The organism is uncultured Chloroflexus sp., assembly GCF_937129525.1.
Classification (GTDB): Bacteria; Chloroflexota; Chloroflexia; order Chloroflexales; family Chloroflexaceae; genus Chloroflexus.
This window is the reverse complement of record NZ_CAKZNK010000091.1, coordinates 18,741-33,361: the sequence shown is the minus strand read 5'-3', so window position 1 is coordinate 33,361 and position 14,621 is coordinate 18,741. Positions and strand designations below refer to the sequence as shown.

The following is a 14,621-nucleotide window of genomic DNA, read 5'->3' as shown; positions in this document are numbered from 1 at the left end:
AATACTATGACTTCATCAACAACCGCAGCGAAGTCTGAGGTGGATCGCGCCAGGCTCAATGCGTTGCTTGAGCAAGTATTTAGCCATGGTGGAACGATCCGCGATTTGCTGGTTGCTTTCAGCGAAATGGCCGGTTTTGTTGTTGCAGGGCCGGTATTTCGGGCTGCGCTTGATCAGTATGGTCTGCGCGCGGCTTTTGACGCTGTCTTTCAAGATCCGGCAGTGCTTGAACAGCTTGAGATGGCGCGGGCCAGTGTTGACCGGCGCGCCATCGAACTGTTCCTTAACCAGCCGCTCAATATCATGCAGCGCATCGGTTTTACCCGGTCGTGGTTACAGGTTAACCGCGAGCTGGTATTGCTGGTGGATGACCGGGGAGAGGTGGAGCTGCGGCGCGGCGATATGAAGTTGCGCTGGTTGGGCATGCGCGAAGATGTGCTGGTTCGCTTGCGACCAACCCGTTACGGCGGCACGGCGCGTGATGTGTTGTTTGTCTCGGCGGGCCATGTGCTCAATCAGACGACTCCTCTCGATGTGATTACGCTGATGCCCCATCTCCGTCCAACGGCGCAACCGTCTCTGGTTACGCCGCCCGATCTTATCCCGACGACGATGCCGGATGTGTCGCTAACCGTGCTGCATCACACGCCTGGGCGTGTGCGTTTCCGTGTCGATAGTCTCTATCGCAACCATTCCGAAAAGCAACGTCTTGAGCGTGTCTTGCGTGGGCGGGCAGGCATTATTGGAGTGGTAGCAAATGTGCTCACCGGTAGCCTGCTGATCTTCTTTGAGCCGGTTGCTTCGCTTGAGGAGATCGAACAGATTGTGCGGCGCGCACTGGCCGGATTTGAGAGTGACATTGGCCAGCGCGCGCAATTGCAGCATCCATGGCATCTGCTTGATATCGATCAGACGGTGAGTCTGCTTGAGAGTTCGCCAGTCAACGGTCTGAGCGACGCGATTGCGCAGCAACGGTTGCGTGAGTATGGCCCCAATCTTCTGCCACAGGCGGCAGTGCGCTCGCCTCTGCAAATTCTTCTCGAACAGTTTGCCAGTTTACCGGTGGCGTTGCTCGGTGTTTCAGCAGTGGTCTCGGCTTTTACCGGCGGTCTCGTTGATGGGATTGTTATTTTGGGTGTTGTGGCTCTCAATGCCGGGATTGGCTACGTTACCGAATCCTGGGCCGAGCGCACGATTGCTGGCTTGAACCGCGGTTCGCAACCACACGCGATCGTGGTTCGCGATGGTCGTGAGTTTGAAGTGCCGGGAGCGCAGGTTGTGCCGGGTGATCTGATCGTGCTGCGGCGTGGCCTGGCCGTGCCGGCTGATGCACGGTTGATCGTCGCCGATCATCTCAGCGTTGACGAATCGGCGTTAACCGGCGAGAGTATGCCGGTTAGTAAGTCGATTGCCCGCCTCAGCGATCCAAACACACCGCTGGGTAGCCGTACCAATATGGTTTATCGTGGCAGTGTAGTGACCGGCGGTAGCGGTCTGGCTATTGTCGTTGCAACCGGTCTGTCAACTGAGGTGGGCGAAATTCAGCGTCTGTTGGGTGAGGCGCGCCAGCCTGAGACGCCACTGCAACAGCAGTTGGGCGCACTCAGTCGGCAACTGGTTCTGGCTTCACTGGCAATTTGCGGTGGCGTTTTTGTGATCGGGTTGTTGCGCGGGCAGGCGCTGGTGCCGATGCTGAAGACGGTCATTGCACTGGCGGTGGCGGCAGTGCCCGAAGGGTTGCCAACGGTGGCGACCACGACTCTTGCCATCGGGTTGCGTCGCCTCGAACAACAAGGTGTGCTGGTGCGACGACTGGCGGCAGTTGAGACTCTCGGCGCGCTTGATTACCTCTGTCTCGATAAGACCGGCACGATCACCCGCAACGAGATGACACTCCTGGCAGCGTATACCGGTAGCAGCCGTTATGAGCACAATGATACCGGTTTCAGTCTCGCCAGTGAGCCGATCAATCTGATGGCGCATCCTGATCTGGACATCATGATGCGTCTGGTATCGCTGTGTAGCGAAGTGGAATTGGTAATCGATGGGGCAGAGCTGCGTTTGATTGGTTCCCCTACTGAGTTAGCGTTGGTACGCGCGGCGCAGACTAACGGGATCGACGTAGTGAGATTGCGTGCCAGTTATCCATTGCTGCGAACGCGGCTGCGTAGCGAAGGACGCGGCTTCATGGATACGCTCCATCAGGATGGCGACGGGGTCTTGCTGGCGGTGAAGGGTAGTCCTGATCAGGTGTTGGGATTGTGCAATCGATTCCTCGAACATGGTCAAGAACGGCCTCTAAGCCCGGCAGATCGGGCCAGAATTGCGCTGGAGAATGAGCGGATGGCCAGTCAGGCGCTGCGAGTGCTTGGGGTTGCGTTCCGGCGTGGTGATTGCGTGCCTGATCAAAGCCGTGATTTGATCTGGGTTGGCATGGTGGGGATTGCCGATCCGCCGCGCGCTGAGTTGCCCACGCTGGTTGCTGAGTTGCGTAGTGCCGGTATCCGGTTAGTCATGATCACCGGTGATCAGAGCGCAACGGCAATGGCAGTAGCGCGTCAGATCGGTCTCAGCCGCAATGGTCAGCTTGAGAGTCTCGATGCTGCCAATCTGGAAGCATTACCGCCAGATGTGGTGCGCAGTCTGGCCGAACGGGTCGATATCTTCTCGCGGGTCAGTCCGGCGCACAAACTGCGGATCGTTCAGGCGCTCCAACGGGCCGGTCATGTGGTTGCAATGACCGGTGATGGGATCAACGACGGCCCTGCCTTGCGCGCGGCCAATATCGGCATTGCCATGGGTGCCAGCGGCAGTGAGGTCGCGCAAGAGGTTGCAGATGTCGTGGTGCGCGACGACAATCTTGCCACGCTGGTCGGTGCGATCGAACAAGGTCGAACGATCTACATCGATATCAAGAAGGCGGTTCACTTCATTCTGGCCAGCAATACCAGCGAAATTATGCTCACGCTCGCGGCAACGGTGCTGGCGCTGGGTGAACCACTCACACCGCTCCAGTTGTTGTGGATCAACCTGGTCACCGATGTCTTCCCTGAGCTGGCGCTGGGTTTGGAGCCGCCGGAACGCGATGTCCTTGCCCAGCCACCACGTGATCCGCAGGCCGCGATGTTTGATCGCCGTGATATCCAACGCATTGGCGTTGAGGGTGCGATCCTGACAGCCTGCGCCCTCGGTGCCTATGGGTGGGGTTTGACCCGCTATGGGCCGGGTGCGCGCGCCGGCAGTCTGGCATTTACCACGCTTACCTCTGCGCAGTTGCTCTATGCCCTTAGTTGCCGTTCTGAACAACACTGGTTTCTCGAACGCAACGCGATGCGTCCCAATCCGTATATGGCGCTTGCCGTTGGCGGCGGCCTGGGTTTGCAAAGCGCGGCTATGTTGCTGCCCGGTTTGCGTCAGCTCCTTGGCGCTGTGCCTCTCGGCATAGCAGACTGGCTGATTGCCGCTGTTCTGGCTACTGCGCCATTTCTTGCCAGTGAATTCTTAAAAGCGGCAACGTATCGTCAGGCCGTACCACAAAGAGAGGAACAGACTTATGCCCGCTGAATACGTCTTCACTTCTGAGTCGGTTACTGCCGGGCATCCCGATAAGCTGTGCGATCAGATTAGCGATGCCATCGTTGGACATTTTCTCTGGCAAGACCCACGAGCGCGGGTGGTAGCAGAATGCGCCGTTTCCAGCGGCATTCTATTTGTCTCGCTCCGAGCCAGCGGCAATGCCTGGGTGGATATTCCACGCCTGGCTCGTGAGGTGATGCTTGAAGTTGGCTACGATCGGGGTAGCTTTGATGGTCGTACCTGCACGATCATGCTCAACCAGATCGAGGAACAGCCATCGGGTTCACGCCGACCGGTTCGCGCCGGCAACGACGATCTAACCGCGCTGGTGGCCCAAGAGAATGTCACGTTGTTTGGTTTCGCCTGCACACAGACACCGGTGATGATGCCGCTGCCGATCTGGCTGGCCAACCGGTTAGCCCAACAGCTTGGCGCGGTCTGCCGTGAGCATAACGATATTCTGGCTCCTGACGGCAAGGTGCAGGTCGGTGTCGTGTTCAGTGACCATCAACCCCAGCGACTGCATAGTATTACGTTGGTGGCAAGCCAGCGGCGAATCGACCTGCCGTTGAACCGGCTGCGCGAGTTGATGATCGAGCAGGTCGTGCAGCCGGTTTTTGCCGGTGAACCGATCAAACCCGACTCTCGCACTTCCATTCAGATCAATCCGGAGGGGCCGGTGCTGGAGGGAGGGCCGGCGTTGCATGCAGGCTTGACCGGGCGCAAAAATGGGTCTGATACCTACGGTGGTTTTGCCCGCCAAGGCAGCGCAGCGCTAAGCGGCAAGGATCCGACACGCATCGATCGCACCGGCGCTTACGCTGCGCGTCACGCTGCCAAGCAGATCGTCGCGGTTGGATTGGCGGAGCATTGTGAAATCCAGCTCAGCTATTCGATCGGCCAGGCGCAACCGGTCAGCGTGCGGGTTGAAACCTTTGGCAGCGGTCGGCTGTCCGATGACGAATTGTCGCGTCGGGTCGCCGAAACGTTTGATTTCAGCGTTGGTGGAATTATTCGCCGCTTTCACCTTGATGAGCTGGCCGGCCGTTCACAGGGACGTTTTTATCAGCAACTCGCCGCGTATGGTCACTTTGGTCGGACTGATTTGACCTTGCCGTGGGAGACAATTGATCATAGCTGGTAAGGCGATCAAGATGAGTGTTGACCCGCGTCAGGAGAACGCAGATGTGCGGTTCAACGTCAAAAAAGGCGCAGTCAATGCTGCGCCTCTTTTGATGGTCTTGATGATGTGGTACAGAACCGGTCAACCCTACCCAACCACCACATTGACCAGCCGGCCAGGGACGACGATCACGTTGCGCACCGGTTTGCCGTTGATGAACTGCTGTACCCGCTCGTTGGCCAGAGCCAGTTCGCGTAGCCTGGCTTCATCGATCTCGACCGGCACTGTCAGTTTACCGCGCACCTTGCCGTTAACCTGAAACACGATCTCGACTTCCTCTTCGGCAGCGACTGCGGGATCGGCAACCGGCCAGCGCTGCTGGTGGATGCTGTAGGGCTTGCCGAGGCGTTCCCACAGCTCTTCGGCAATGTGGGGCGTGATCGGTGCCATCAGCAACAGCAGAATCTCAATCGCTTCGCGCCATGCTGGCGTATCGACCAGACCGGCATCGCGCGCTCGATAGAGGGTGTTGGTGAATTCCATCAGCGCCGCCACCATCGTATTGAACTTGAAGTTCAAAATGTCGCTCTCGACCCGCTGAATGGTTTGGTGGGCTACGCGCCGCAACTGTCGTTCGGACATTGTAACGTTGTTCTGTCCGCGTTCGGCAGTGGGGTAGAGCGTGATGCGCCAGACCCGATCGAGCCAGCGTTTAACGCCGGGCACGCCATCGGTGTTCCACGGCACCGACAGCTCGAAGTCAGAGATGAAGGCTTCGTAGCCGCGTAGCGCGTCGGCGCCGTGTTCGGCAACTACTTCGTCGGGCGTAATCACGTTGCCTTTCGACTTCGACATCTTCTCAATGATGATCTGGCCATCGACCTCGCGCGGTGGCGCCAGGATGAGACCCTGATTGCGCAGGCAGGTGAAGGGTTCAAAGAATTTGACCACTCCCAGATCGTAGAGTACTTTCGTCCAGAAGCGAGCATAGAGCAAATGCATGACCGCATGCTCGGCGCCGCCGACGTACATATCGACCGGCAACCAGTAGTCGAGCGCCTCGCGACTGGCCAGCGCTTTGTCGTTATGGTTATCGGCGAAGCGCAGGAAGTACCAGGACGAACAGGCAAACGTGCCCATGGTATCGGTTTCGCGCCGACCGTGGCTACCGTCGGGTAGCGTAACGTTGACCCATTCGTCGATCAGGGCCAGCGGTGACTCGCCGGTTGCAGTTGGTTCGTAACTATCGACATTGGGCAGAGTCAACGGCAACTCATCATCGCTCAGTGCGATCTCCAGCCCGTCTTCGCGGTGGATGATCGGGATAGGTGTGCCCCAGTAGCGCTGACGGCTGATCAGCCAGTCACGCATCTTGTAGTTCGCGCGGCCCTTCCCGATACCTTGTTGCTCCAGGTACGCAATGGTCTGTTCGATGGCCTGATCAGCCGCAATGCCATTGATCGGCCCAGAGTGGATGGGGATTCCCGTCTCATCGTGATAAATCAGGTCACGGTAAGCGGCAATCGAGTGCAGATAGGCCATTGCCGTCGGAATAGTGGCGTCGCCGGTTACCGCGCGCAGACGGTTGGCAATCTGCTCATCCGCGCTGATCGAGTCGAGTTCAAGCACTGCATCCGGGAAGATGAACAGCCAGCCTGAACCGGCCACCTCCGTCCAGCCTTCACACAGGCGTGGCTGCACAATGGCAGCGTATTCACGCGCGCGATCGCCGCTCAATTCAACCAGCAGGTTACCGTCATCTTGAGGAGTGACGGTAAAGCCGGCAGCGCGCAGCGCATCGGCGGTGTCGGCAGCAACAGTCGCAATCCGCAGCAACGAGCGAGCTGCGTTATCGGGACGGGTGATAACCGGGATGATCGGCAGATGGTACTTCAGCGCAAACGCAAAGTCGCGCTCATCGTGGGCCGGCACAGCCATGATCGCGCCGGTACCGTATCCCATGAGCACGTAATCGGCAATCCAGATCGGGATGCGCGCGCCGTTAACCGGATTGATCGCGTAACTGCCCGTCCAAACGCCGGTCTTCTCCTTCTCTTCGGCGACGGCGGTCGTGGTTGGGCGCTGGCGCGCCTGTTCGACATAAGCCTCGACCTGCGCGCGCTGGTCAGCGGTGGTTAACTTCGTTACCAGCGGATGCTCCGGCGAGAGCACCATAAAAGTAGCTCCCCACAGCGTATCGGGGCGAGTGGTGAAGACGATGATCGGATCGCCGGCTTCGGTATGAAAGATCACCTCAGCGCCGCGCGAACGACCGATCCAGTTGCGTTGCATGGTAACGATCTTGTCTGGCCAATCAACCGTATCGAGATCGCGGTCGAGCCGATCAGCGTAAGCAGTAATGCGGAAGAACCACTGCTTGAGCAGCTTGCGCTCAACCTTCGCGCCGCTCCGCCAGGCTGTGCCATCAGGCAACACCTCTTCATTGGCCAGCACCGTCTTATCGACTGGATCCCAGTTCACTACGGCTTCACCGCGGTAAGCCAGGCGGAAGCGACGCAAAATCTCCTGACGTTGCAGGGGAGTCGCCTGACGCCATTCCTCTGCCGTCACCTGTGGATCGGTCAAAGCCAGATCGAGCCGGCTGGTACCGTATTCGGCCAGCTCGGCTTCCAGCTCGCTAATCGGACGAGCTTTATCGACGCGGCGGTCGTACCACGAATGATAAAGCCGCAAAAAGATCCACTGTGTCCAATGATAATAATCGGGTTCAGAAGAGGTAATCTCACGATCCCAGTCGTAGCTCAGGCCGAGCATATTCATCTGGCGCTTGTAGTTAGCGCTGTAACGGCGGGTGAGCACGGCGGGATTGGTTTTGGTCTTGATGGCTGCATTTTCGGTTGGCAGGCCGAAGGCATCCCAACCCATCGGATGCAGCACATTGTAACCGCGCATGCGGTAGAAGCGGGCTACGACATCGGTGGGCACGTAGTTGCGGCAGTGACCGACGCTGAGACCGTCACCACTGGGATAAGGGTAAAAGTCGAGCACGTAATACTTGGGTTTTGATGGATCAATGGGTGGAGTGCGGTAGAGCTGATCGGCGGCCCAACGAGCCTGCCACTTTGCTTCAATTGTGGATGGGTCGTAACGTTCGATTTGCGCTTTATCGATTTTGGTATCGCTCATAATCGTCTGCCTCTAGAGGTGAGCATGCAACAATATGATGCGGTAAACAGGCGTGATGTGCATTTTTAAGGCCATCAAGACTGGGGTCTGCCATCTGCTCACCTCCTTTCCGGTATTGTTCAGTGCGCAATACAATGTTATGATTGTGATGCATTATAACACAGAGTAGGGGCGCAACGTATTGCGCCCCCATAACATAAAACATTCCGCCCCTACTATCACGAACCATGGGGCGCACCATTTCACACCCCACAATTAACAAATGCGCGGCAATTGTTCACCAACCAGGGTATCAACTACTCGCATACCGCCGATCCCGGTACGGGCCACCACCACGCCGGGATGATCGGCGGTAGCGTAGCCGATCAGCGCCGCTTCGCGTCCCAGCGGGTGGTCGCGCATGACTGCCAGAAGCCGGTCGGCGTCTGCTCGATCAACGAAGGCGATCAGTTTACCTTCGTTGGCGATGTGCAACGGATCCATGCCGAGCAGCTCGCAGGCGGCCTGCACCGCAGGCGGTACCGGCACAGCGCGTTCGCTGATTTCGATGCCGATCTTTGCGTCGGCAGCAATCTCATTCAGCGCCGCTGCTACGCCGCCACGGGTGGGATCGCGCAGCGTGTGAATGCGCGCGCCGCTGCTAAGCATAGCGCTAACCAGTCCGTGGAGCGCGGCAGTATCTGAAACGACCGGCGCGCCAAATTCAATCCCTTCCCGCACACTGAGGATGGCGACGCCGTGCAGCCCAATTGGGCCGCTGACGATGATTGCGTCGCCAGGACGGGCTTGTTCTGGCCCGATACTCACCCCGGCTGGCGCCATACCAAAGCCGGTAGTGGTAATGAAGACGCCGTCGCCGTGGCCGCGATCAACAACTTTGGTATCGCCGGCGATGAGAGTAACGCCGGCCTGACGCGCCGCGCGACCCATACTCTCGGCGATCAGGCCAAGTTGATCGAGTGGCATACCCTCTTCAAGAATGAAGCTGGCCGTCAATGCCACGGGTTGCGCTCCCATCATGGCAATATCGTTAATAGTGCCGTTAACTGCCAGTTCACCGATATTGCCGCCGGGGAAGAAGAGGGGGCGCACGACGAAGCTGTCGGTCGAAATGGCCAGGCGCGCCCCGCTGATCTCTAACAGCGCTGCGTCAGTGAGTGGACCGCGTTGACCTCCGAAGGCCGGTAGGAAGAGGTGTTCGATCAGTTCAGCCGATAGTTTACCGCCGGCGCCGTGACCCATCACGATGGCCGGGTAATCGCGAAGTGGCGCCGGGCAAACCCAGCCGCTGAAGTCAATTGGTTCAGTCATAGCGTCACTACTTCCAGGCGATGCCAATTGCGTGAGTTGGAATGAATTCTGATAAGAAGCTGTGTCTGCACTGCTGCCAATACCGTTGTCATGTCAGCCAGAGGGCGCGGCGCGCCTCCCCGCTAACAGTCGGCTACCGTTGGGGTTCAAGCAACCTGCAACACTTCGCCTCGCCGGTAGTGGAATCTGATTGCCGACTCGGGTAGCTGCGAAGCGTGCCCGGTAATCTAACCACTCAAGCAGTTGGCGCCGATGAGACACCATTGCTTCAGGCGACACCGATTGCGCCAGTTGGGATGAAGCGGCCATACTGATAGTAGGCCGCGCACGCTCCTTCGCTTGACACCATTGTAGCGCCGAGCGGGGTGCGCGGCGTGCATTCTTTCCCGAAGGCCGGGCACTGATTGGGCTTCAAACGGCCCTGCAACACTTCACCACTTCGGCAGAGAGTCGACTCAGCAGTCTGAATATTGCTGACATCAAATCGACGTTCGGCGTCAAACTCGGCGTAACGGTCGCTGAGCCGCCAGCCACTGCGCGGAATGACGCCGATCCCGCGCCAGGCCCGGTCGGTTACCGTAAAGACATCGGCCAGCATCTGTTTAGCGGCAACGTTCCCTTCAGGCCGCACCGCCCGTTCGTAAGCGTTGTCGAGTTCGGCGCGTCCCTGTTCAAGTTGAAGGATAACCCGGCGAATGCCCTCTAAGACATCGAGCGGCTCGAAACCGGTCACCACTATCGGCACGCGGTATTTTTCCACCAGGGGCTGATATTCTTCGGTACCCATCACGCTACAGACGTGGCCGGCGGCGAGAAATCCTTGCACGCGGTTGGTGGGTGATTCCATAATGGCGCTGATCGCTGGCGGCACCAGCACGTGCGATACCAGCATCGAAAAGTTCTTCAGGCCAAGCCGGGCAGCCTGATAGACGGCCATGGCGTTGGCGGGAGCTGTCGTCTCAAACCCGATACCGAAGAAGACGACCTGACGGTCTGGATTCTGCTGCGCCAGCTTCACCGCGTCAAGCGGCGAGTAGACGACGCGCACATCGCCCACCTCGCTCTTGACCCGGAAGAGATCTTTCCGGCTACCGGGCACGCGCAGCATATCGCCAAACGAGCAGAAGATGACATCGGGGCGGGCAGCAATCGCCAGCGCTTTGTCGATGATCTCGAGCGGTGTGACACAGACCGGACAGCCGGGGCCGTGAATGAGTTCAATGTCAGGCGGGAGCAACTGATCGATCCCGTTACGGATGATTGAATGCGTCTGGCCGCCGCACACCTCCATGATTGCCCAGTGGCGGGTCGTAACCCGCCGAATCTGATCAAGCAGGCGTTGGGCCAGTTCAGGATCGCGAAATTCGTCAAGGTATTTCATGGCAGTTTCCCTGAGAGTGAGTAAACACAACCGGGCCTGCGCAAGGCCGGTCGCATCTGCGTATTAAGCTGTCAAATGCGAGTCATCTGGATTTAGCTCTTCTTCGAGCACGCCGAGCGATTGGAATAGCTTGAGCGTTTCGCGGGCCGATTCTTCGTCAAGCCGGGTGATGGCAAAGCCGACGTGAACGATGGTGTAATCGCCGACTTGCAGATCGGGCAGGTAGGCGAGACAGACTTCTTTGACGATGCCGTTGAAATCGACTTTACCCATGCGAGTCAGGCCATTGTCGTAGATTTCGATGATGCGACCGGGAATGCCAAGACACATAGGTCATACTTCCTTTCATTGTTCGTAGCCGGGGCAATCTGGCATTGGCAACTGATGGCAACGGATAGGCGTGCCTGTAGATTTGGCGCTCTAGATAAAGCGTGCATACTGTCATCAATTCAGCGACACATTCTCAGCGATCTGCCAGATCAACGCCCGATTGTTCCCCGAGTCGGCCACTGCCAGCCAGTTCCGGTGAGCGCAGAGGCCATACGGCCAGCAGAGCGAATCAAAGCTGATGGCCTGCCAGCGGTTTTCACCGCTATCAGCAAAATTGTACTGACCGTACACCGCCTGCGCCGGCAATCCGGCGCCAGCCCGCGGCATTGGTTGCCACATCAAAATGCGGTTGTTCGCCGTATCGGCCACGAATACTCGCTGACCGGCGTAGGCCACGGCATAGGGAAAGCGTAGTCTTTGCGGCCCCTGCGGCACGTGTGGTTGTTCAAATGCGCTCTCCATCGTCGCCTGTCCCAACACCAGATCGGCGGGACGATCACTGTCTGGTGGTGGTGTCCAGCCCAGCACGCGATGATTGCCGGCATCGGCAACGTAGAGGGTCGCTTCATCACCGGCGATTGCGTGCGGCCAGCGGAAACTCGATGCGGTTGGCGAACCACCACGATTTTCGGCGTTGCTATACCCGTCCGGTTGACCAAGTATCAAATCGGGAGGCTGGCCGTCAACCGGTAATCCGCGCCATCCCAGTACGCGCCGGTTCCCAGTATCAGCAATGTAAAACCAGCCGGCAATCCACGCCACGCCGTAAGGCCAGTAGAGGCTGGTCGGCGTTACAGCGCCACCCCGGTTTGGCTCGATGTCAAACAGTGAATCCTGGCCGATAACGCTATCGGGTGGCGTGTCAGATCGTTCCGGGATGTGATGCCAGCATAATACACGATGATGCCAGGCGTCGGCAAGATAGAGTCTTCCTTCAGCCACCACAACGCCGGTGGGCAAATGAAAGCCATTGGCCGGGCCGCGTCCGGCGGCGCGTGGCCCTTCATGAAAACAGTCGGGCTGACCGAGCACCAGATCAGCCGGTTGGTGATCGCTCACAGGGAAGCCGTGCCAGATCAAGACCCGATGATTGCCCGAATCAACCACGACCACGCGCTCATCGTCGAGGAAGACTCCACGCGGCGCGTAGAGACTACCTGGAGTTGGACGGGCCATCGGTAGCGCCAACCCCCCTGGAGCCGGCGCGCCGAGCCAGCGATATGCTTGAATTGCCGTCATTGCGGTCGCACCCAGATCACGCCATCTACCACTCGCAACGGAAACGGCTCAAGCTGCGCCTGCGGCGCAGTGAGACATTCACCGCTGGTAACATCGAAACAGAAGCCATGCCATGGACAGGTGAGCGTGCCGGCAGTAACATCGAGGATCCCGCCATCGAGTGGTCGCCCCTGGTGAGCGCATGCGTTGCGGTACGCGCTCAACCGGTTGGCGAGATTGATGATCAGAACCTGACCGCGTTCGGTGGCGATATGAACCATGCGACCGGGTGGCACTTCAGCTACAGTAGGGCCGCGCACCCAGCCCTTCTCGATGGCCGGCTGCTCGTAAGCTTCAGGACGCAGGATCGCCGGCGCCGGCTGATCGTCGATCACTTCGAGGCGGGTAATCTCCGGCACTTCGCGCAGTAACGTCTCTTCTACGTGTTTGCGCAAGGTGAATCCGGCCAGCGAACAACCGTTACACGAGCCGTACAGGCGGATATACGCTACGCCATCGCGGACATCGACCAGCTCAGCGTCGCCGCCGTGCGATTGCATATAAGGACGCGCATTGTCGAGAACGCGGCGCGCGCGGGTCAGCGGGTCGGCGCGCACAATGTTATGCATCAATAGCAAAGCGTAGACGGCAGGGTCTTCAACCAGCTCGAGCAACAATTCTTTGCCGCGTGGATCTTGTTTAAGATGACGCACAATGGTTGTCAAGGCCAGTTTATGAAACGCCTCAATCGCCTGTTTAACTTCGCTGGCGACGGCTTGAGCCGCCGGTTCGAGTTTCGCCAGCGCAGCGAGCGCGGCATCAACTCGCGCCGCGGCCTGTTCCAGCGCATCAGTATCGGTCAGCGATTGAGTCATAGGCTCCTCTTTGATAGTTAATGGTATCCAATCATCTGTTCCAGCGCCTCTTCGGCGCGTATGACGAGCAGGTCGGCGAAGGCGCGTCGCGCCATCGTTTGCAACATCGCGTTGATGGTGCCGGCTGGCGGCGCCGATACTGCGCGGTCGGCGAGCGCCTGCAAGACGAAGCACGCGCCGGCAGGGTTGTCGAGCAAAAAATCCTGAAAGAGGGCATCTACAAAGCGGTCGAGCCAGATCCCTTCACCTTGCGGATCGGTACGCAGCCGGGCAAGCGCCGCCTCCGGGCCGGCGCAGCGCTCGATCATGCGTTCGGCGAAACGTTCGACCGCCATCATCAAGAGCAGATCAAATTGCTGGCGCTGATAGAGTTCCATCCGTTACCGCTTCATCCTCTCTGCCGACATAACAACGCCGGTTGTCAATCGTTTGACGCAGTTGCCAGCTCCTCGTGCTGATCGATGTTAGCGATTAACTCGCGCACAGTTTCTACCGCCATCGTGTCACCGATGCGGGCAAACAGGGCTTCGGCCTCGGTGAGACGCGCGCGCGCTTCGGCGAAGATACCTAGATGGGCCAGCGCATTGCCCAGGTTGGCCAGAATACGCGCATAACCAGCCGGGTCAGTCGCCTGGTCACGCCGCTGCAAGAGATCTTCGTAGATCGCAACTGCTTCGAGCAGATGCTCAGCCGGACGGGCCGAGTGGACGTATTGCAGCGCGTTTGCCAGATTGAGGCGCGCGCTTGTCCATTCACGCGGATGTTGATCGGGATCGTAAATAGACAGCGCGGAGCGAAGGGCCTGCACGGCAATCGCGCCACGCAACCGGTCACCGGCTTCGGTCATAGGCATTGCCAGGTAGGCCAGGGCCAGATTATTTTGAATGAACGCGAATTCAAGCGGATGCGTTTCGCGCCGATAGAACCGCAATGCCTCCTGATAGCACCGCACCGCAGCCTGCAACGGGCCGCGCTGGCCGCTGGCATGATCGTGCAGCAACTGGCCCAGATGAATCGCAGCTCGCGCGCGCGCCTCGCAATCGCCATCGGCAGGAATGAGATCGATCGCCTGCTGCAACCGGCGCGTTGTCGCTGCCAGGTCTCCGCCGTGTTGCATCGCAAATTCGGCGTGGTTGAGCGCAATCATGCCGGCTAACGTCGGCGAGACCGGCGTTGCCGCAGCCTGCGCATCGGTGAAACATTGGTCAACCACGCTCAACTCACCCCGCTCGATCGCGGCGGCGGCGTGAGCAACCAGCGCCAGCGCGCGGATCTCACCGGTTGCGCCATCCAGCGCCGGTGGGTGACTGCGATGCCCCATCGTGAACGCAACTACACCCTGCAAGCAAGCCAGTTCGCCGTCAAGCAGCGCGCGCAGAGCCAGATCATCGGCTGGCGCGCCGGCCAGCACGTAGCGGTTGTAGCGGGTCATCGGATCGGAAGCTGGCGGTAATGCCGCCAATGCCGCTTCTACATCACCAGCCAAAGCGCGCTCGTAAAACTTCCATTCTGGCGGCCATGCAGCAGGCATACTTCCCCGCAAGAGAGCAGCGAGGGCGGGAGCAGCTTCCGGAGCGTTGGCCGGCGGCAGCAGCAGATACCCTGCGGGCAGGGCAAAGATACCTAACGGTTGGGGCCGAATTGCAAGCTGGTTCATAAC

General features: G+C 59.0%; 10 protein-coding genes. 2 read left to right on the top strand and 8 right to left on the bottom strand.

Going from position 1 to position 14,621, the window contains the following annotated elements; translation table 11 throughout:
* The first annotated feature begins 6 nt into the window (after positions 1 to 6).
* Positions 7 to 3,564 carry an HAD-IC family P-type ATPase gene (locus tag Q0650_RS11410; protein ID WP_298819049.1) on the top strand — a complete coding sequence of 1,186 codons (3,558 nt, stop codon included), beginning with the start codon at positions 7 to 9 and terminating at the stop codon, positions 3,562 to 3,564.
* Complete coding sequence (gene metK / locus Q0650_RS11405) at positions 3,554 to 4,720, top strand: methionine adenosyltransferase (protein ID WP_298819047.1); 1,167 nt, start codon at positions 3,554 to 3,556, stop codon at positions 4,718 to 4,720. The genes Q0650_RS11410 and metK overlap by 11 nt, the downstream gene beginning before the upstream one ends.
* A gap of 126 nt (positions 4,721 to 4,846) precedes the next feature.
* Here the strand turns inward: metK and Q0650_RS11400 are convergent, their stop codons facing one another.
* The 8 genes from Q0650_RS11400 to Q0650_RS11365 all read right to left on the bottom strand — a co-directional run bounded on the left by Q0650_RS11400 (position 4,847) and on the right by Q0650_RS11365 (position 14,618).
* The gene (locus Q0650_RS11400) at positions 4,847 to 7,846 is read right to left on the bottom strand and encodes a leucine--tRNA ligase (protein ID WP_298819045.1); all 3,000 of its coding nucleotides are present in this window, start codon (positions 7,844 to 7,846) and stop codon (positions 4,847 to 4,849) included.
* A 255-nt stretch (positions 7,847 to 8,101) separates the two neighbouring features.
* Positions 8,102 to 9,157, bottom strand: coding sequence for a hydrogenase expression/formation protein HypE (hypE, locus tag Q0650_RS11395; protein WP_298819043.1), 1,056 nt, complete (start codon positions 9,155 to 9,157; stop codon positions 8,102 to 8,104).
* 268 nt (positions 9,158 to 9,425) lie between these two features.
* Entirely contained in the window at positions 9,426 to 10,538 is a 1,113-nt protein-coding gene (gene hypD, locus Q0650_RS11390; protein ID WP_298819041.1) for a hydrogenase formation protein HypD, read from the bottom strand.
* A gap of 63 nt (positions 10,539 to 10,601) precedes the next feature.
* Positions 10,602 to 10,868, bottom strand: a complete 267-nt coding sequence (locus tag Q0650_RS11385) for a HypC/HybG/HupF family hydrogenase formation chaperone (protein ID WP_298819040.1) — start codon at positions 10,866 to 10,868, stop codon at positions 10,602 to 10,604.
* 114 nt (positions 10,869 to 10,982) lie between these two features.
* Complete coding sequence (locus Q0650_RS11380; RefSeq protein ID WP_298819038.1) at positions 10,983 to 12,107, bottom strand: NHL repeat-containing protein; 1,125 nt, start codon at positions 12,105 to 12,107, stop codon at positions 10,983 to 10,985.
* Entirely contained in the window at positions 12,104 to 12,961 is an 858-nt protein-coding gene (locus tag Q0650_RS11375; RefSeq protein WP_298819036.1) for a NifU family protein, read from the bottom strand. The genes Q0650_RS11380 and Q0650_RS11375 overlap by 4 nt, the downstream gene beginning before the upstream one ends.
* A gap of 17 nt (positions 12,962 to 12,978) precedes the next feature.
* A complete protein-coding gene (locus Q0650_RS11370; protein ID WP_298819035.1) occupies positions 12,979 to 13,338 on the bottom strand; it encodes a hypothetical protein in 360 nt (119 codons plus the stop codon).
* Positions 13,339 to 13,382: 44 nt separating this feature from the next.
* Positions 13,383 to 14,618 (bottom strand): hypothetical protein, encoded by a 1,236-nt coding sequence (locus Q0650_RS11365; protein WP_298819034.1) that lies wholly within the window; start codon positions 14,616 to 14,618, stop codon positions 13,383 to 13,385.
* Positions 14,619 to 14,621 lie beyond the last annotated feature (3 nt).

What these genes read in the sequence shown, in the direction of transcription:
- Q0650_RS11410 (WP_298819049.1), top strand. Translation starts at nt 7, where the DNA reads ATGACTTCATCAACAACCGCAGCGAAGTCTGAGGTGGATCGCGCCAGG.
- metK (WP_298819047.1), top strand. Translation starts at nt 3,554, where the DNA reads ATGCCCGCTGAATACGTCTTCACTTCTGAGTCGGTTACTGCCGGGCAT.
- Q0650_RS11400 (WP_298819045.1), bottom strand. Translation starts at nt 7,846, where the DNA reads ATGAGCGATACCAAAATCGATAAAGCGCAAATCGAACGTTACGACCCA.
- hypE (WP_298819043.1), bottom strand. Translation starts at nt 9,157, where the DNA reads ATGACTGAACCAATTGACTTCAGCGGCTGGGTTTGCCCGGCGCCACTT.
- hypD (WP_298819041.1), bottom strand. Translation starts at nt 10,538, where the DNA reads ATGAAATACCTTGACGAATTTCGCGATCCTGAACTGGCCCAACGCCTG.
- Q0650_RS11385 (WP_298819040.1), bottom strand. Translation starts at nt 10,868, where the DNA reads ATGTGTCTTGGCATTCCCGGTCGCATCATCGAAATCTACGACAATGGC.
- Q0650_RS11380 (WP_298819038.1), bottom strand. Translation starts at nt 12,107, where the DNA reads ATGACGGCAATTCAAGCATATCGCTGGCTCGGCGCGCCGGCTCCAGGG.
- Q0650_RS11375 (WP_298819036.1), bottom strand. Translation starts at nt 12,961, where the DNA reads ATGACTCAATCGCTGACCGATACTGATGCGCTGGAACAGGCCGCGGCG.
- Q0650_RS11370 (WP_298819035.1), bottom strand. Translation starts at nt 13,338, where the DNA reads ATGGAACTCTATCAGCGCCAGCAATTTGATCTGCTCTTGATGATGGCG.
- Q0650_RS11365 (WP_298819034.1), bottom strand. Translation starts at nt 14,618, where the DNA reads ATGAACCAGCTTGCAATTCGGCCCCAACCGTTAGGTATCTTTGCCCTG.